Annotated in this window: 16 protein-coding genes and 1 pseudogene; 7 read left to right on the top strand and 10 right to left on the bottom strand. The window is 43.5% G+C overall.

The features are described 5' to 3' along the window. Window positions 1-18 precede the first annotated feature (18 nt). Both L5M40_RS02505 and L5M40_RS02500 read right to left on the bottom strand, forming a co-directional pair. Window positions 19-900 carry a LysR family transcriptional regulator gene (locus tag L5M40_RS02505; RefSeq protein WP_028759678.1) on the bottom strand — a complete coding sequence of 294 codons (882 nt, stop codon included), beginning with the start codon at window positions 898-900 and terminating at the stop codon, window positions 19-21. Window positions 901-1,023: 123 nt separating this feature from the next. Beyond that, window positions 1,024-2,052 carry a porin gene (locus tag L5M40_RS02500; protein ID WP_028759679.1) on the bottom strand — a complete coding sequence of 343 codons (1,029 nt, stop codon included), beginning with the start codon at window positions 2,050-2,052 and terminating at the stop codon, window positions 1,024-1,026. Window positions 2,053-2,278: 226 nt separating this feature from the next. Between L5M40_RS02500 and L5M40_RS02495 the strand changes: the two genes are divergently transcribed. Next, window positions 2,279-4,048 (top strand): flavocytochrome c, encoded by a 1,770-nt coding sequence (locus L5M40_RS02495; protein WP_263177242.1) that lies wholly within the window; start codon window positions 2,279-2,281, stop codon window positions 4,046-4,048. A gap of 464 nt (window positions 4,049-4,512) precedes the next feature. Here the strand turns inward: L5M40_RS02495 and L5M40_RS02490 are convergent, their stop codons facing one another. Further along, window positions 4,513-4,827, bottom strand: a complete 315-nt coding sequence (locus tag L5M40_RS02490; protein ID WP_411569014.1) for an efflux RND transporter permease subunit — start codon at window positions 4,825-4,827, stop codon at window positions 4,513-4,515. Between the two features lie 196 nt (window positions 4,828-5,023). Between L5M40_RS02490 and L5M40_RS02485 the strand changes: the two are divergent. Continuing rightward, window positions 5,024-5,335: pseudogene (locus L5M40_RS02485) on the top strand (sensor histidine kinase); the annotation flags it as partial. Between the two features lie 633 nt (window positions 5,336-5,968). Next, on the top strand, window positions 5,969-6,565 hold the full coding sequence (trmY, locus tag L5M40_RS02480; protein ID WP_028759682.1) for a tRNA (pseudouridine(54)-N(1))-methyltransferase TrmY: 597 nt from the start codon (window positions 5,969-5,971) through the stop codon (window positions 6,563-6,565). Window positions 6,566-6,649: 84 nt separating this feature from the next. On the opposite strand, the gene L5M40_RS02475 is transcribed toward trmY, so the two are convergent. Further along, window positions 6,650-7,516, bottom strand: coding sequence for a LysR family transcriptional regulator (locus tag L5M40_RS02475; RefSeq protein ID WP_263177239.1), 867 nt, complete (start codon window positions 7,514-7,516; stop codon window positions 6,650-6,652). Window positions 7,517-7,633: 117 nt separating this feature from the next. Between L5M40_RS02475 and L5M40_RS02470 the strand changes: the two genes are divergently transcribed. Next, complete coding sequence (locus L5M40_RS02470) at window positions 7,634-8,740, top strand: NADH:flavin oxidoreductase/NADH oxidase (protein ID WP_168825364.1); 1,107 nt, start codon at window positions 7,634-7,636, stop codon at window positions 8,738-8,740. 255 nt (window positions 8,741-8,995) lie between these two features. Here L5M40_RS02470 and L5M40_RS02465 read toward each other — a convergent pair whose 3' ends face one another. Continuing rightward, window positions 8,996-10,783, bottom strand: a complete 1,788-nt coding sequence (locus tag L5M40_RS02465; RefSeq protein ID WP_263138480.1) for a DUF3413 domain-containing protein — start codon at window positions 10,781-10,783, stop codon at window positions 8,996-8,998. Between the two features lie 66 nt (window positions 10,784-10,849). Then, window positions 10,850-11,068, bottom strand: coding sequence for a YejL family protein (locus L5M40_RS02460; protein WP_011847036.1), 219 nt, complete (start codon window positions 11,066-11,068; stop codon window positions 10,850-10,852). A gap of 77 nt (window positions 11,069-11,145) precedes the next feature. Between L5M40_RS02460 and yejK the strand changes: the two genes are divergently transcribed. Continuing rightward, window positions 11,146-12,174 (top strand): nucleoid-associated protein YejK, encoded by a 1,029-nt coding sequence (gene yejK / locus L5M40_RS02455; RefSeq protein WP_006081997.1) that lies wholly within the window; start codon window positions 11,146-11,148, stop codon window positions 12,172-12,174. A 156-nt stretch (window positions 12,175-12,330) separates the two neighbouring features. Here yejK and L5M40_RS02450 read toward each other — a convergent pair whose 3' ends face one another. Continuing rightward, window positions 12,331-13,329, bottom strand: coding sequence for a cytochrome-c peroxidase (locus tag L5M40_RS02450; RefSeq protein ID WP_263214227.1), 999 nt, complete (start codon window positions 13,327-13,329; stop codon window positions 12,331-12,333). Window positions 13,330-13,785: 456 nt separating this feature from the next. Between L5M40_RS02450 and L5M40_RS02445 the strand changes: the two genes are divergently transcribed. Together L5M40_RS02445 and L5M40_RS02440 are read left to right on the top strand one after the other, a co-directional pair. Beyond that, window positions 13,786-14,658: a 6-carboxytetrahydropterin synthase gene (locus tag L5M40_RS02445; protein ID WP_028759687.1), complete on the top strand. Its 873-nt coding sequence runs from the start codon at window positions 13,786-13,788 to the stop codon at window positions 14,656-14,658. 379 nt (window positions 14,659-15,037) lie between these two features. Beyond that, window positions 15,038-15,895, top strand: coding sequence for a M23 family metallopeptidase (locus tag L5M40_RS02440; RefSeq protein ID WP_113940609.1), 858 nt, complete (start codon window positions 15,038-15,040; stop codon window positions 15,893-15,895). A gap of 154 nt (window positions 15,896-16,049) precedes the next feature. Here L5M40_RS02440 and L5M40_RS02435 read toward each other — a convergent pair whose 3' ends face one another. The 3 genes from L5M40_RS02435 to L5M40_RS02425 all read right to left on the bottom strand — a co-directional run bounded on the left by L5M40_RS02435 (window position 16,050) and on the right by L5M40_RS02425 (window position 17,974). Further along, window positions 16,050-16,310, bottom strand: coding sequence for a DUF5062 family protein (locus tag L5M40_RS02435; protein WP_006081993.1), 261 nt, complete (start codon window positions 16,308-16,310; stop codon window positions 16,050-16,052). A gap of 292 nt (window positions 16,311-16,602) precedes the next feature. Next, entirely contained in the window at window positions 16,603-17,286 is a 684-nt protein-coding gene (locus L5M40_RS02430; protein WP_263177236.1) for a VOC family protein, read from the bottom strand. Window positions 17,287-17,461: 175 nt separating this feature from the next. Then, complete coding sequence (locus L5M40_RS02425; protein ID WP_028759690.1) at window positions 17,462-17,974, bottom strand: murein L,D-transpeptidase family protein; 513 nt, start codon at window positions 17,972-17,974, stop codon at window positions 17,462-17,464. Window positions 17,975-18,135 lie beyond the last annotated feature (161 nt).

The raw sequence follows: 18,135 nt of genomic DNA, 5'->3' as shown, positions 1-18,135 counted from the left end.
TAGCTGGTATACATTATTTTACAGTAGCTTACTAAAGGCTAGGAAACTCATGCTTAATGCAGATAATTCTTCTCCTTCACGCTGAATTGACCAATAAGTTCGTTTATAATCCCACCCATCCACAGGTAATAAAATAAGGTCTTTTCTTGCTAATTCAGCGTCAATCGCTAATAGGGGTAATACACTCAAACCTATACCTGTTCCAATTGCCCTTTTAATAGAGCCAATGGTTGACATGCAGATTTCATCACGAACGTGGATATTTAAGCTTTTTAATAACTGAATTGCACGAATTCGAGAGAACGATGATTCATGGTCGAATATCCACAATTGTTCACTAAGCCAAGATTTTGTATTTAAACCATTTGCAGCAGGATGAGTTACGCCACTCACAATGCAAAGATTATCTTGTAACCAATGCTCACAAATGAGATTTTTACTCGCGGGTTTAGCATCAATAAAGCCTAAGTCTAGTTCTTTTTCTGAAACCATTTTTTCAATAACTAAACTATTATCAATGACTAGTTTTATTTTTACATCGGGATATTGGTTCTTAAATAATGGAATTTTTTTAGATAATACATAGTTACCAGCAGTCTTACTGCTCCCAATGGTTAACGTCCCCTTAATGCCATGTTCAGGGAATGAAAATATATTTTCTAACTCTTTTCCCTTGGATAGCATTTCATTAGCATAAGGTAATATTATTTCTCCATGCGCATTTACAACCAAACCTCCCGCCACTCGCTCAAATAATCTGCAGCCTAAAGAACTTTCTAATTCTTTAAGTGCCATACTTACAGCAGGCGTTGACATATGAAGTACTTTTGCCGCTTTTGAGATCTGCCTCTCAGAATGTATGGCTTTAAAGATCATCAATTGTCTTAATGTTATCCGCATCAAATGCTCCGCGAGGGGGAAATCAGTTATACTAACAGTATAATAGTTTAAAACGATAAATAATTAACATGATAAATATCTGATTTTTATAAAGCGGCTATTTAGCCGCTTTATCTATAGAGGTTAAAATAGATATCTTGTAGATACAAAAATGAGAGTGTCATCAAACTCAGTATGTCCTTTGACGTCAGTATAGTCACCATCAAAATAGGAAATACCTACCCCAAAAGTCAAATCCTTTTGAGCCTTAAAATCAACGCCTACTGAATATTGACTTGCATCACTCTCTCTTAGTGTTTTTAGATCTGCTCCGGCATTTTTTGTCACTTTACCCAGCCCAGCATCATCTTTTAAATATTGAAATTTTATATCATATTTATTAATAGGAACAACCATACTTAACAGGTAGGAGTTACCTTTAATATTATCATAAATACTTGACTCAGAGCGCTGGTACATAGCCCCCAATTTTACGGATGAAATAGCAACACCACCCACCAGTCTTGTTGCCTCTAACTGGTTCAATCCATCAGCATAGGCTATTGAAATATAGTGACTATTCTTTTTAAATGCAGCATCGCCTAGGGAAAAACTAATTGCATAATTGTTTTGTTTATCAGAAAGTTCTGGATTTTTTTGATTAAAATCCTTTTCAAAAACATAACTAATACCCATAGTAACACCTGCGACCTTAGCGCTATTTAATGTTACCGAATCGCCTAATCTATCGTTACCTGCAATGATCATATTCATATCGCTTGAGGTAATATTAAATAAATCCACTTTACCTTCAGCACTTTTAAAAACGGTATCATTTCTTCCGAAAACAGCTGAACCATAGTTAGTTTTAAAACCTAAGTATGAGTTTCTCGGTTTGAAAATATTAGAATCATCGTTATCAAAGCTTTCTATCCCTGCTTCAAATTTATATAACAAGCTAAAATTATCATATACACTATACTCACCTTTAACGCCTAAATATGATGCATAATTTTCAAGGGAAAATCCATCAACTTTTTCGTTACCAGAAAGACCATTACTTGAGTTGGCCACACCAAGCCACAGTCTTCCATAAAAATCTAGTGGCTCAGATAAAGCTGGAGTTGAACAAATTAAAATTAAACTAAAACCAATATATTTAGTGTTTTTCATCGACATCACCTTTTTAGAATGTAAAAGCAATGCCATATTAGAGATTTAAGCAAACACATCTCCGTTTTAGATCACATCTAATCAACAAAAATATCGAGTTAAGCATAACTTAAAGTGTGTTAAGTTATATTTAATAATTTCAATTTATTGCTCAATGTCACTATTTAAAAAAATTAAGAAACTATCATCACGCCAAATCTTACCAAAATAAAAACTGGAGAATTGCATGAGGATAAAATACTTGAGTATTATTGTCTGTTCGATTTTAACGGCGTCATCATGGGCTGCTGATAATAAAAATGATTTAGCATCATTCCATAAAGATGTTAATGGTTGTAAAACCTGCCATACAGCACCCAATAAAGTGAGCGATAGCGAGACATTTGAAAATAAACAATGTAAATCCTGCCATGGTGATTATGGAAAACTAGCAAATCCCAAACTAGAAATTGACCCACATTCTTCACACTTAGGTGATATTAATTGTACGTCTTGTCATAAAGGACATGAACAACCAAAGTTATATTGTAATGAATGTCATTCATTTAAAGGGCTCGACATGCCTTTTAGTAAAGCCAAATCTAAAGAACCGTGGGACAAAGGTTGGGATAATGAAGCAATAAATAAAGCGATAGCTGCAGGTCCTAAAGAAACAACGGATGTGATTGTTGTTGGAGCTGGTAGTGCTGGATTTAATGCTGCGATTGCAGCTAAAAAGGCGGGGGCTAACGTTATATTGCTTGATAAAGCACCATTTAGTGGTGGTAACTCTATGCTCGCCGCTGGCGGGTATAATGCTGTGGGTACAGTTCAGCAAAAAGATCATAAAGTCGATGATAAAATCGAATGGTATGTCGAAGATACAATGAAAGGCGGTCGATATGCTAACGACCCTAAATTGGTACAAATATTAGCGGAGCAATCGGCTGATGGCATTAAATGGTTAGAATCTTTGGGCGCCAATATGGATGATTTAAAACGCTCTGGCGGCGCTAGAGTCGATAGAACACATCGTCCATCTGGTGGTTTAAGTGTTGGTCCACATATTATTGATGTACTAAGAAAAGCATCGGATAAAGAAGGGGTTGATACAAGACTCAACTCCAAAGTTGTTAAATTGGTTGTTGATGATGAACAAAAAATTGTGGGTGTTGTCATCCACGGTAAACACTCTGGTCACTATATGGTTGCAGCTAAGTCGGTTGTTTTAGCCACAGGTGGTTATGGGTTTAACAAAGAAATGATTGCTTTTTATCGCCCTACATTTAAAGGCATGATAAGTTCAAATAATATCACTTCAACTGGGGATGGTATTGAACTTGCTAAAGCAGTCGGTGCAAGTATGACTGATATTGATTGGATCCAGACACATCCAACAGTAGGAAAAGATAGCCGTATATTAATTTCAGAAACGGTTCGAGGTGTCGGGGCCATAATGGTTAATAAAGAAGGCAATCGCTTTATCAATGAATTAACGACTCGAGATAAAGCCTCCGATGCCATTCTAAAACAACCTGAACAATATGCTTGGCTAGTATTTGATAATGAATTATATAAAAAAGCTAAAATGGTTCAGGGGTATGATCATTTAGAAATGCTTGAAAAGGCCAATACTGTTGCAGAGCTTGCAAAAATAACAGGAATGACCCAAAGTGTTTTAGACAAAACTATCACAAACTACAACCATTATTTCAAACAGGGTAAAGATGAGGCATTTAACCGTGAGCAGATGCCGCTATCAATAGAAAAATCTCCTTATTATGCCGTAAAAGTTGCTCCTGGCATCCATCATACTATGGGGGGAGTTGCCATTGACACTAAAGCTGAAGTACTCGATATACAAAGCCAACCGCTCAAAGGTTTATTTGCGGCGGGAGAGGTGACTGGTGGTGTTCATGGGTATAATCGACTGGGTGGTAACGCTGTCGCTGATACTGTGATTTTCGGTAAAATCGCAGGGACAAATGCTGCCAAACATGCTCTAAATACAAAGTAATGCTAAATCAGTGAGAGACTCGTTATTGTCTCTCACAACATCTCAAGTTTTATTCATCGTAAATATTAGCAATAAAATTATTGCTTGAGTTAAAGTGCTCCCCTGCTATTTTTGAGAGGCTAATGTAGCCTCTCTTTTTTATTTGTCGGCAGCATTAGATTCGATGGATTTTGCTCACTTTTCGATGGCTTCATCTTTTTAGATAGCGCGGGAATATTGGCGAAATGTACTTACTCTTTCCATGAATCGAATAATACACTGTAGGCGAGTCCAGCATCGCACCACTTCTTAGAGAACCAATTACAGATTTGAACGTCTGAACCTTAAGCCGGATACGCAGTAACGATTCCTATCACTGAACCTACATTTCCGCGTTTAAAATTATTACACATATATTGATCAGCTTTAATGCTCAATAGGATTGTGTTGGCTCTCTTTCCTAGAGAGCATCAAAGCGGGTGAGGCTATTTGGCAGTATTATGCCGCGCAAGCCAGGCACTCAAGCGCTCTTGTGTGCCGATGACAAAGACAAAAAACGCCGGTACGAAGAATATTGCCAGCAAGGTACCACTGAGCATGCCACCGAATACGCCAGTACCGATTGCATGCTGAGTTTCGGCGCTGGCACCGCTCGCAAGTATTAAGGGCACCACTCCGAGAGTAAATGCCAATGAGGTCATCAGTATTGGACGCAGACGCAAGCGTGCAGCGGTCATTGCAGCATCTATCAGCGTATGGCCCTCGGCATGCAATTGGCGGGCGAACTCGACGATGAGGATAGTGTTTTTGCCGATAGGCCGAGGTGGTGGCTAGGGTGCCGGCGGTACTGCGACGCGATCGCACTAACACGCCCATAAATACCCAAATGTTGCGCGTCGGCCCGTTCCAAATCGACTTAGACAGTCACGAGGCTAGCGTAATCTGTAACGGTCAGTAGCAGGCACTGGATCTGACTTTGACCGAGTTCAAAATGCACGCCAGCATGCTGATCTTGGCACTTTGACTGTACGATTTTACCGCTCGGGGGCAAGCTGTTATCTCTGCGTCGAAGATGAAGGCCCTGGTATCCCTGATGAGGCAGCAAGCTACGTATTCGAAGCATTTCGCCGAGTAGATCCGTCTCGCTCTCGAAAAAGTGGCGGCAGTGGGCTCGGTCTCGCAGTGGTTAAAACAATTGTTGAAGCTCACGGCGGCCATGTGGTCTGCCAGCCATTGGGCCATGGAGGAACAATATTCGTTCTGTCTTGGCCTGTTAAGGCAAGTTTAGAGCCCCTTAATTTGTCCTGATGTTGGAATTATCTATAGGAAAGGTGACATGCTGAGTGATTCCTGCACGTATGGCCACCGCGTCAGAGCACATTGCTGAATCGGGAAAATGCAGGGATTGTAGGTATTCCCTAGATCCCTTTGGTTGTTATCCGATATTGATTACAACTAATGGGATGTTATTTTGTTTGAATACGCTCAATTTGTTGTACTTGTAGTCTTGATATCGCATTTGCGTGTAAGTGTACATAAATTGTTGAGGTAATTAAAACGTGCAAAATTACATTATTTATGTTTAAATTTAGCAGGTTATGATTAAGCGGTTCACTGTTATAGAGTATCAGGGAGTGGAGGCTCGAATCCTCTCATACCGACCAAATTAGATGCTTTTTGTTAGTTTGTTTTAATCATTAAAATAACCAGCAGTTAAGTAAAACAAAACCCCGTGTTAGCATTGCTATACGGGTTTTGTTTTTTATACCTTTTCGCTGCCCATATGATTAACGCTGCTTGCGACTAAGGCTCAAGTTCGAGTGATTAGGCTGGCTTTGGCACAGCAAAAGGCAAAAATTTTCAAGGCGAAATCGTCAATTTCACAAATTATATGTATCCGCCATTTAGCATTTAAGACATTATTGAGTAGGACATTTACCTATGCGCGCGTTTGTTTTACGAGCAAGATCAGCACCTACTGACAGTCAGTTGTTTTTGGCTTCTGTCGGCCAAGAGGCGCATACCGAGATTTTAGCTCATACCCTGATGAACACTATCTTTGTGGCTCAGTCCCATCGAAACGATGTTGTCGTTTATTTGGTGCTAGAAAGTACCCATGATTTTTCCCGCACTATCTGCTTCGATACTCGAAATATTTGCCATATTGGTGGTTTTCACGAGCAAGCTTTGCTCACTAAAATTGCCAAAGCCTTAGATATTTCTCGGGGCATGACGAAGGAGCAAACCCGTGTTGTTGACGAGGGCATCAGTGTCAGTACCATCAGTTTTGAAAAGCTGGTACAGGACCTCGCGGTGGATTATCAATTGTTTATGATGGATAAGAAGGGTACATCAATCCGTGAGCAAGAATTTGTGGGTAATCCGTGCTTTTTACTGACCGATCATATTCCTATGCCGAAGAAAAGTTTTAATACCTTGAAACGACTCGGCGCGCAAAAGATCAGCCTAGGGCCTAAGATGCTGTTTGCTTCCCAGTGTGTGGTATTGATCCATAATGAATTGGATATCAATCAATAGCCTCTGAGTCTTATGTATCCGTTGCTAACGCTGACTATTCCTGTGCGGCAACTTGTGTGCCGAACCCCATTTTTAAATGGGGTTTTATATTTTCTCCTTTAAAAATGTGATCGCTTTTTGGGCTCTGCGTGACAAGGGCCATTCCGCGCGGTGGATAAGCCAAATGGTGTCTACAACTTGGCTGCCACATTCCACAACATAGATATCTTCTTGTCGTTCAAAGGCTTTGCGGGCGTATTGCGGTATAACCGTAAATCCTAGCCCTTTTGCGACAGGTTCGAGAATGAGGCTGATTTGGTTGGTAAATCCCTTGCAAGGGATCTCTTGAATGCCGGGGTGAGCTGGATATTTACGGCTAAGCAGCCGAGTCGCCATGGCCTCACCATCGGGATGGGAGATAAACCCTAGCCGTTGTAAATCAGCCCATTCATGTTGTTTATGGCTCGCAGGTACCACAAGTTCAAGCGGCTCTTCGGTAAAATGTGTGCTGTGAATACGAGGATCGGAAGGTTTTAAGGTTACCATGCCGATTTCATGTTCATTGGCCAACACTGAGGCCACTATCTCACTGTCAGGGGCAAAACGGTGGCGAATGCTTAACGCCGGAAAGGCTTGTTGTAATTCGATTAATAATGGAAAAAGCGTTAAACCAATGCTACCTGGAGTGATAAGGCTAATATCACCGGCATTGGCGTCATCATGGATAAGTTTCTGTTGTAGGCGTTTCTGCGCGCATTCAACTTCTTTAACGTAGGTCAGCAGGTTTTCCCCTATGGGAGTGATTTCAAGCTGGCGGGTGCGGCGTAAAAACAGTGTGCCGTAGGTTTCTTCTAAGCGACTGATATGCTGGCTCACAGCCGCTTGGGTGATACCTATAGCTTCGGCGGTGCGGGTGAAATTCCCTTTCTCGACTAGAACGCTAAAGGTGTGTAACCACTGTGGATTTATCATAAGTAAAATTTATCAAATATATAATCTGTATGTGCTTTTAATTATGGCACGATAAGGCTAGTCTGTCGTCATTCAGTATTCAAATACCTTTTGATCTTAATAGACACAGGAAACACCATGGCCGATCTATTTTCATCCTTCAAACTTAAAGACATCACCCTCAAAAACCGTATTGCCGTTGCACCCATGTGCCAATACCAAGCCACAGATGGACTCATCAACGACTGGCATCAGGTGCATTACACTAGCCTTGCCCGTGGCGGAGCGGGTCTTGTTGTGGTTGAAGCCACTGCGGTTTCTCCTGAAGGACGTATTACCCCAAAATGCCTCGGACTATGGAATGACGAGCAAGCCCAAGGCCTAGCTAAGGTGGCCAGCGCGATTAAAAATGCCGGCGCAGTGGCGGGGATTCAAATTGGTCATGCGGGCCGTAAAGCGAGCGCGAATATTCCGTGGGAAGGGGATGACCATATTGCCGATGATGACGCGCGAGGTTGGCAACCGATTGCACCATCAGCCGTTGCCTTTGGGGCAAACTTACCTAAAGTGCCTACCGCTATGACGATTGAGGACATTGAGCGGGTTAAAGCCGACTTTGTGGCGGCAGCAAAGCGTGCTTTAGCCGCAGGATTTGAATGGTTAGAACTGCATTTCGCCCACGGTTATTTAGCCCAAAGCTTCTTTTCAACCTATGCCAATCAACGCACCGACCAATATGGTGGCAGTGCCGAAGGGCGGGGGCGCTTTTTGTTAGAAACCATTGCCGCGGTAAGAGATGTTTGGCCATCGCATTTACCCTTAACGGCGCGATTTGGCGTGATTGAATTCGACCATAAAGATGAAGAAACACTGACGGAATCGATAACCTTGGTGAAGCAATTTAAGCAAGCGGGGCTCGATATGTTAAACGTCAGCATTTGCTTCTCGACCCCAACGGCAAATATTCCCTGGAGTCCTGCATTTTTGGCGCCTATTGCAGCGCGGGTTCGTCAAGAAGTGGGGTTCCCCGTTGCGACTTCTTGGGGTATGGATGATCCACATCAAGCCAATGCGGCCATTGAAGATGAACAAATGGATTTAGTGATGATAGGTAAAGCGTTTTTAGCGAATCCACATTGGCCATATCAAGCGGCGCAAACCTTGAAAATTGCGCGCCCATCTTGGGTATTACCCGCTTCCTACGCCCATTGGTTAGCACGCTACTCTACGGTTAAAGCCGATTGATTGTAGAGTGAGTTGATTTAAGCCTAAGCCTTAAAAAGCCGTTATCTAAAGATAGCGGCTTTTGGCTTTAGTGGCAGGTAAGGTCCATCATAAGAGACTAGCTACAAGAGACTAGATTCAAGATACTGGCCACGCAGCCTTCAACCCACGCAGTTAAATCCAAGCTTCGTGCATTTTGTATTCATCCAGTCACTAGGGAATAAAAAAAGCCCCAATCCTTTAGGAATGGGGCTTTCTTAACTAAGATGATGAAGCTCAGTGGTTATAGAAACGTCGACCTTCACGCATCACTTCAATTAATTCAGGCGCGCTCATTTTTTTATTGAGCCTATGTTCATAGTTTTCATCGTAAATACGATATTTACCGTGGCGGTCAATCACTGTCACTTCTGCTTCTTGATAGATAGCAAAAATACGGCTATCACCTATATAGATCCACGTTTCTTTGTCAGGTTGTAATAGGCTGCGGCCAGCGCTGTAATCTGTCGTGTTATTGGTGCAACCTAGCACGTGGGTCATTAAAGTCGGCGCAATGCCGTAATGGCTGGTGCGGTATTTGACCTTAGAAGCACCCGTATTCGGCCAGTGGATCACTAATGGCACTTTGACACTCTGTGGTGACAGGTTGCGATTAGCTTCATCACTGTTGCTGGTGAACATTTTGCCATTGACCCCAGTGATAATCACTAAGGTGTCGTTGGACACATTGGCCAGCATCGCCTTGAGTTGTTGATCGACAAAATACAGAGATTGGCGATATTGATTAAACAATACTTTTTGCGCTGGCATAAGGTCGGTATCGGCTTTCACAGTTTCGATACCCAGAAAACCCACGGGAGTATCAAAATTTTCTGGCGCTTTTAAGTTAACGAGCGCCAACCAAGGCTTATGTTGGATGCTGTGCCACTCGTTAAAACTGGCCACTGTGTGCAAATCGGCATCGGCACTGCCATTGGTTTCTTTGGCTATGACAGGATTAAAGTCATTAAACATCGCCTGTGATGAACGCAAATTGAGATTGGTTTCAGGGAGGAAAAGCCCCAATTCATAGCCTGCTTGTTGAAAACTTCTGGTCAGTAAAGGACTGGTGCTATTAAAAATTCGCGCATCGCCATAACTGCCTTGCAGGCCATAGAGTAGTGAAAACATGCCCGTTCTAAATTGGTTGCCGCCGCTGAAATGCTGGGTAAAAGATTGATTATTTTCAGTGTATTGGTGTAGGAATGGCATGCTTTTGCCATCGACCATATCCGCCCGCAAACTGTCGATGGTAATCATCAACACGTTGATTTTCGTGTCGGCCTGGCAGGTGAGTGGCTGCTCTGGATAGCTGAGTACACTGGTGTTGTGATTGACGTCATCGCCTTGGTATGAACCATCGATACCGTGACTTTCCATAAAGGAGCGAGCAGTCGCGGGATAAGATAAAGGATAAGTATCGTCGAAACGGGTAATTTCTGTGATATCGGCGGCATCGGCCCAAATGTGGATCAAGTGGCTGCTGATAAAACAGATACACACTAAGGTGATAACTTTATTGCCTAAATTGAGTTTTTGGATTTTCTCTATGCGTTTCCACAAAAAATTGGCCATGGTCAGTTCAATGGCGATGATGGCCAACGGGGTGACGATATAAGAAGTACCACGGAGCAGGGCATTGAGATCCGCCCAAGCTAAATCGAAGGCGAAGGGGCTCAAGTGCATGCCGTAATCGGCGTAAACAATGGTATCGTACAATAAGATACAAAGACTTAGGGTCGCGATCACCGCCGCGACACCTCTTAATATCTTTGAATAGGGCAATATCAAGGTTAGTGGAAATAGGCAGATCAAATAGGCGATAAAGGCGAGAAAGCTAAACTGACCAATAGTGCTGACGCTCAGATAAAACCAGCCATACCAAGTTTCTGGATAACCCACGCTGCCAAGGTATCGGCTTCCGACTATCATGGCTAATAAGCCATTGAAGAAGGCGAACCAATGCCCCCAGTTGATGAGCCGGGAAACCCGATCGCGGCTCATTTGCTTTTTTCGCTCGACCATAGTGATCCGCTTATTCCTAAAAGGCCTTGTATCTTATATTCTTTTGATGATTATTACCCAGTTAACTTACTGGGATTTAACCGATTGTGCGAGTGCTTTTGCAAATTGTTCGGCCACGGCTTGGCGCGATTCGCTGGGCACTTTACGTTCTAGCAGGTTAGTCACGCAGTTACCCAATGCCATCAGGCTCAGGTCAGTCGGTGCTTTATGCTTTTCTAACACAGCCAATATTTCGGCGATTAATGATTCAACTTGGGTGTTTGAGTATTTCGATTGGATTGCCATAATCAAAAAATGTTTCACTTTGGAATGGATTAGCGGCATATAATAGCGGATTTATCCCAGTATCACTATCAGGGCTTATGAGTATTAACATCGAACACGCAATTATTCACGAGATTTCTCAGGACAGTCAGGGGCAATTACGCTGCCGTTTGCGTCCTCAACCTCTGCTGAACGGTCAGGCGGTCGAGGTGATGCTCGACGAGTTGCATCAGACATATACGGGAAAGGCCGGTAAAGGTTTTGGCTATTTTGGTATTCACGGCGACGACGGTGAGGCGAATCCTGCTTTTGCCAATGCGCTAACTCAATACCGTGGCGGCGATTTAGGGTTTGTGGAGTTTTCCGGTCAAGCCAGTAAATTGCTGCAAGAAGAATTGTCAAAGTACGACTTCAGTCAAGGCGGTTTCCTGTTGATGTCTTGCTATACCAGCATCACCAGCGATTATTTGTTTGTGGCTTTATTAAGTGCGAAGTCGTCAATGACAGTATTAGACGATATGGAACTGTCGCAAAATAACCACTTGGATTTAAATAACATCCAACTCGCGGCACGTATCGATTTAACCGAGTGGCAAGCCGATAAGGATTCTCGCAAGTATATCTCCTTTATCCGTGGCCGCGCGGGACGTAAAGTCGCCGACTTTTTCCTCGACTTTATGGGCTGTGTAGAAGGCGTCAACACTAAGGCGCAAAACAAAACCTTAATGAATGCGGTTGAAGATTTTGTTGCCAGTAGTGAGTTGACGAAAGACGAGCGTCAGCAGTGCCGTAATAAAGTGTTTGAATATTGCAGTGAGCGTTTCGATGAAGGCGCTGACATTGAGATCAAAGACTTGGCCGATGAGTTAGCCGATCAAGGTATGGACTCCTTCTATGATTTTGCCCGTGGCGGCAGTTATGATCTTGATGAAGAGTTTCCGGCCGACAAATCAACCCTGCGCCAATTAAAGAAGTTTTCTGGTACAGGTGGCGGCGTAACGTTAAGTTTTGATGGCGGCCACTTAGGCCAACGGGTGATTTACGATCCCATCTCTGACACGATTTTAATCAAAGGTGTGCCAGCAAACTTAAAAGATCAGCTTGATCGTCGTCTTAAAGGCGAATAGCACTTAATTAATCCATCGTTTTTAAGCGAAAGAATAACCAAAGGCCGAGAGTTTTTACTCTCGGCCTTTTTGCTAACTAAGTCGCGCTGACTTAGTGTCTATGCTAAGTGAGTACAGCTAAGTGAGTACTTCTTAGTCAGTGACTCGTTGCCTATGTTAGTTATTGGAGCTAAATGGCACAGGACGTGGCGTATCTTTATTCGATGGTGGCAAAATAGGTAGCGTGATTTGCGGCTGTTCGCCTGTTAAGGACTCAAGGAAGGCGACCATTTCTTTCACTTCTTGGTCAGAGAGTTTTTGCCCTAATTGAATGTCTGCCATGGTATTCACCGCTTCTTCCAAGGTCCAGACGCTGCCATCATGGAAGTAGGGATAGGTGAGTTCAATATTGCGTAGTGTCGGCACTTTAAACACATATTTATCAGCTTCTTTACCAGTGACGCCCTTACGACCTTCTGCTGGGTTATTGGTGTGGAACGGTTTGATGAGTCCCATTTTCATATACATAGTTCCACCGACAGCGGGGCCGTTATGGCAACTCACGCAACCTTTATCCTTGAAGAGTTGGTAACCCGCTTTGGCATTCGCGCTTATGGCCTCTTGCTTGCCCAGAAGAAATTGATCGAAGGGGCTATTAGGGGTAACTAAGGTTTTTTCAAAGGTGGCAATCGCATCGGTTAAACGGTCAATTGTGACTTTTTCATCGCCATAGACCTTGGCGAAGTGCGCTCGGTAGGCAGGCATAGAGGCGATAGTTTCAGTTGCGAGTTCATGGGTAAAGCCCATCTCTTTCGGGTTGGCGATAGGGCCCGCGGCTTGTTCTTTCAAATCACTGGCGCGACCATCCCAAAATTGAGCCAGCATAAAGTCGGCATTAAGCACTGTGGGTGAGTTAATTGGGCCTTCCTGCCAATGATGACCAATGGACGTTGGCAGAGCATCGACACCACCAGTGGATAAATTATGGCAAGAGTTACAAGAGATAAAGCCAGATTTAGACAGTCTGGGTTCGAAGAACAGCATTTTACCTAATTCAACTTTTTCAGGCTCAGTGATCTTGGCTGCTGTAATGACTTCGATGGGTTCTGCACTGATAGCATGGGTACTGGCTAATATACCTGCGATGAAAATGGCGATAGATGTAAGTTTGGTCATCTTATTTCTCCCTGTATAACCTTGGTTTTTGTATGGTTTAACAGGGATGCTAGCTGTTAATGATGCTGAGTGATAATGCTTTGTTTCGATTGGGTCTATCGCTGTTGCGGATTAAGCTTTTGCGATCTAATTCGCTGTTTTTACGTTGTTATTTTGCTAGGTTGAGTGGTATTTCTGTTAAGGCTTTATCTGTTAATCGACAAGGTCGATGCATTGTTGCTTTCTGCCTATCGGTACCTGATGGTTGCAATGAGTTGCATTGCTGGATTTTAGAAAACCTGATACAAAATATTGGGCCGAGTGGATTCATTTGTCGCGACAACAGACGGAATTGATTAGAATCTCCATTCATGTTGAGTTAACTCGTGTTGAGTGCCTCAAGTTAGCATGCTCGGCCATCGCCAAGCGGTGCTATAAAATTATATAGGTGGACTGTTTTTCTGCCGAGGAGCGTTAATGCAATTGTTTGTCAAAGATTTAACTGTGATCGATTTTTCCTATTTGTGCCCAAAGCGCGGCATGGTGGGGGAGAGTTGGATTGTTGATGTTCTGCTAGAGGGCGGATTAGACGAGCAAAACATGGTACTCGATTTTGCTAAAGTCAAACGCACGATCAAGCAAACCATAGATGCGGTGGCCGATCATCGTTTATTAGTGCCTACGGCCTGCAGTAGTGTGCGATGGCAACAGCAGGGCGATAGAGTATGGATGGATTTTGATAGTCAGTTAGGTGAAATTCATTTGGCCTGTCCTTCACAAGCCTTTGCCTTAGTGCCGACCGAAGAGATTGATATTCCCAGCGTGAATGCCTTTTTACAGAAAGCATTGCGCGAAGCTTTACCTAAGAATGTCGAAGGGATCACGCTCACCTTAAGACACGAAATACTCGATACGCCTTATTACCATTACAGCCATGGTTTACGTAAACACGATGGTAATTGTCAGCGTATCGCCCATGGGCATCGTAGTCCTATTCACGTTTATGAAAATGGCAGTCCAGCACCTAAGTGGGATGAGTATTGGGCCAAACGTTGGCACGATATTTATTTAGGCAGTGAAGAGGACTTGGTTTCAGTTAAGACCCTTAATCTTTCGCCGCAAACGCGGATAACCGATGACAGCCACTATGGCTTTCATTACCAAGCCCCCCAAGGGGATTTCCAATTGGCAATGCCAAAGGAATGCTGTGATTTAATTCCCCACGACACGACGGTTGAGTTGTTAGCCGATTATATTGCCACGACATTAGTCGCTAAAGTGCCAGGAAGTCAGTTTAAAGTGGTGGCGTTTGAAGGTGTTGGCAAGGGCGCGATCGTCGTTAAGGGATAGGCACTACGAGCTGATATAAGTGAATGGACTTAAACTATTCACCTTTTAATCACGGATTTAATAGGCCTCGGTAGATTATCGGGGCTTTTTTGTTTGTTTTGAGGATAGGCTGAACTGAGATTACGACAGGGATGTGGGTTTGCAGAATCGATTTTTATGGTGCGTTAGGTTAACGTGGCATTGATTGAATTCGGCTGCGTTTTGTGTCGCGATGAATGTATTTAGTGGGTCTTGATCCCTATTGCCCATCGATAAGGATTTTTTGAAGATGTTGGAAACTAGGATATTGGAAACTAAGATGCTGGAAAATAATAAGATGTTGAGAAATAAAGTATCGCAATTTTTATCTCACGGTGGAGCCCCCCTAAGTTCAAATCCAATGCGCTGCTTATCGGCATTATTCACTTTGGGCCTAGTGCTCATTGCGCCTCAGGTACAAGCTGAGGTGAGTTTACAGGGTAAGTTAGAGCAAGGCGCATTAATGCGGGGTCAAGCGCCAGCGGGCACTCAGATTAGCTTAAATGGTGAAGCCATCAAGGTCACGCCTGACGGTCATTTTGCCTTTGGTTTTGATCGCGACGGTGAATTGAGCCAGCAGCTAACCTTGGTTTATCCCGATGGTTTGACTGAGGTTAAGCCTTTAACCTTAACCAAGCGAGAGTACGATATTCAAAGTGTAAAGGGCATTAGCTCGAAGATTATGAAGCCCGATCCTGTCGCGCAGGAAAGAGCGGCGAAAGACACGGCGCAGGTGAAAGCGGCACGGGCAACATTTAGTGAGCAAACTGCATTTTTACAGGCGTTTATTTGGCCGCTGACGGGGCGTATTTCCGGGGTTTATGGTAGCCAACGTATTTATAACGATGTACCCGGTAATCCACACTTTGGGGTGGATGTGGCGGCGAAAACCGGCACTGTCGTGGTAGCACCCGCCGATGGTGTTATTAGTCTTTCTGTGCCTGACATGTTTTATTCGGGCGGGACTATGGTGATCGACCATGGTTATGGCGTGAGTTCGAGTTTTTTGCACTTGAGTAAGCTGTACGTCAACGCGGGTGAAGCGGTTAAGCAAGGCCAAGCTGTTGCAGAGGTGGGCGCAACAGGCCGTGCAAATGGTCCACACTTAGATTGGCGAGTGAACTGGTATCAAATGCGTCTCGACCCTACGACCATAGTGCCGCCAATGGCAACAGTGCTAGCGAATGAGAAGGCCAATAAAGCGGCCAAAAAGGGCTAGGTTCGATATTCAACTCTGGCTCACTTAAATGGCGCAATGATGCGCCATTTAATGGTGATCCTTATCGTGAACACTTAGTGGGTTGGCTTCTTTTTAGGCTAGCTTCAAATGTCTGCTTGCCAATAATCATTTTTAACCGAGTCGTCTAAAAAGATTACTTCAACAGTGGATGATCAGCAGGCAGTTGGCGGGTGATCCATAAAATCAGTTTGTGTTTCATGTTTGGCCCATCTTCTTTATCTTTGGCCAGTGGCTGAATCAAGTTGTCAGTGACTAATAAACGATAAATGCATTCCACTTTGTCTTTGGGTGAGATGCCTTTGTCGAAGTCTGCATATCCGCGTTTTTTGGCATAGCCCACGCCGATTTCCATGGCGAACTTCAATATTTGTGCTTCGTTCTTGTGTGGCTTCATTGGCGATCCTCTGTTTGCACATAGCATCCATCTACTGGACACGATAATTTGTGCCTGATGGCATCTGCAAGTTATATGTCCTAAGTTACGCTAAATATGCTGTTTTTTAGATTTAATTTTGGCGATTTTTGACAAAACTACCAAAAAACTGACCTAAAAATAACGAGAATATTGAATCTGATTAAATTGTCATCAACTCAGATGTTAACTCAGGTACTGTCGTAGGTTTTAGCTAAGGCAAGTGCCGATGAAAATCTAAGCTCAGTTTTATCTGCCTGAGTTTAAGTCTGACTTAACATTCATATACTTGTTCGCTCGCGATGACCGCTTTTATGCCATGGGGATGTACTTTAATGCACACATTGCCGCGTTTAAAGGCGATAGTTGGATTGGCTAAACGTTCTTTATCGCCTTTGGGCGAGCTCATCTTGACCTTAATCTCAGCTTGGGATGGCAAGTCTGGTAATCTTGACTGCTCTGATTCAGCTGTCTGCTCAGATTGCGGCAATGGACTCAGTCCTTGGTTGAGTAAAGGGCGGAGTGTTGGACATAAGACCAGTAAATCTTGGCTCAAGGTATTGTAATCTTTGGCTTTAGAATCAATAACTAATTCTATGTGCTCCCAGCCTTCCTGTGGATAAACTTTATCACTAGGATAGGGAAGCTCGACGCAGGCAATGCTAAATTGACCGAGTGTGAGTGGCGTGTCTAGCTCGATGATCAGAATCGTACGGCCATTGATAATGTTGTCTGAAATGATTTTACCTATGCGGCTAAAGGCGTCTTTGAGTGCATTGGCACTGGCGATAGAGTTAACGCGTAATGCCACGTGATCGCAAAACAGTGCTTTATCTGTTAAATCTAAGGTCTTAAGGAAAGCGACAATTTGTGCTTCAAAGGCTGGCCAGCCTTGGATTAATTGCTCATAGCTGAGGTTTGCACTGTGCGGCGGAACAGGCTCGTTGAATTTAGGCATAAATACTCCAAGGCATTTCTATTGGCGTTAGTTTTTATCCCTTAAGTAAATGACTGAGAATATTACAACTAACATCATGCTTTTAATGGTTAAATAAAAACGCCCATTAAGCTGGGCGTGTTTGATATCGTTCAATTATCTATTTGGCATTTTGCCATCTGGATATTGGCTAAGGTTACGGCCAAATCTCAATTGGTGTTCCTTCATCGACCACTTTCCACACTTCATCCATTTCGGCGTTGGTAATCGCGATACAGCCGTCAGTCCAGTTGTATTGCTGTGCTTGTTCTGGCGGCAGTGACGACTTAGGGTTTTGGCCGTGGATCATGATCATGCCTCCGGGTCTAATGCCTAAGGCTTTGGCTCTGAGTTTATCCTCTTCATTAGGATAGGAAATATGGATCGATTTATAATAAGCACTATCTGGCTTTTTATAATCTAGGGTATAACGCCCCTGTGGTGTGCGTTGATCGCCTTCCTTTAATTTGTGTCCAGCGGGTAGGTCACCCATGGCGATACGATATTGTTTGAGCACTTTGCCATCGCGCAATAAAGCCATACTGGATTCGGATTTAGTGATCACCACCAGATCCACTTTACCCATGCCAGAGGCATGTAATTCGGGTGAAACGAGAGCCGCGATAGTCACAGTGAGAGATGTCAATGTGGAAAGTAGGGTGGCGCGCATGAAGTCCTCGAAAATAAACACAGGTTGTTGGCTTTTTTCGGCATCATACCGCAATTTTATCCTACTGTGAGTAGATAATTTTGAGCTAGGTGCAATTGCATGGCAGACTCGTGGCATATTTATGCTGTAATCCCTGTGTTAGTCAGTTTGTTGCAAGGAAG

The organism is Shewanella sp. SM68 (genome assembly GCF_025653925.1).
Taxonomy (GTDB): Bacteria; Pseudomonadota; Gammaproteobacteria; order Enterobacterales; family Shewanellaceae; genus Shewanella; species Shewanella oncorhynchi.
Note: the sequence above shows the minus strand (reverse complement) of the source record. Positions and strands in the feature narration are given on the sequence as shown.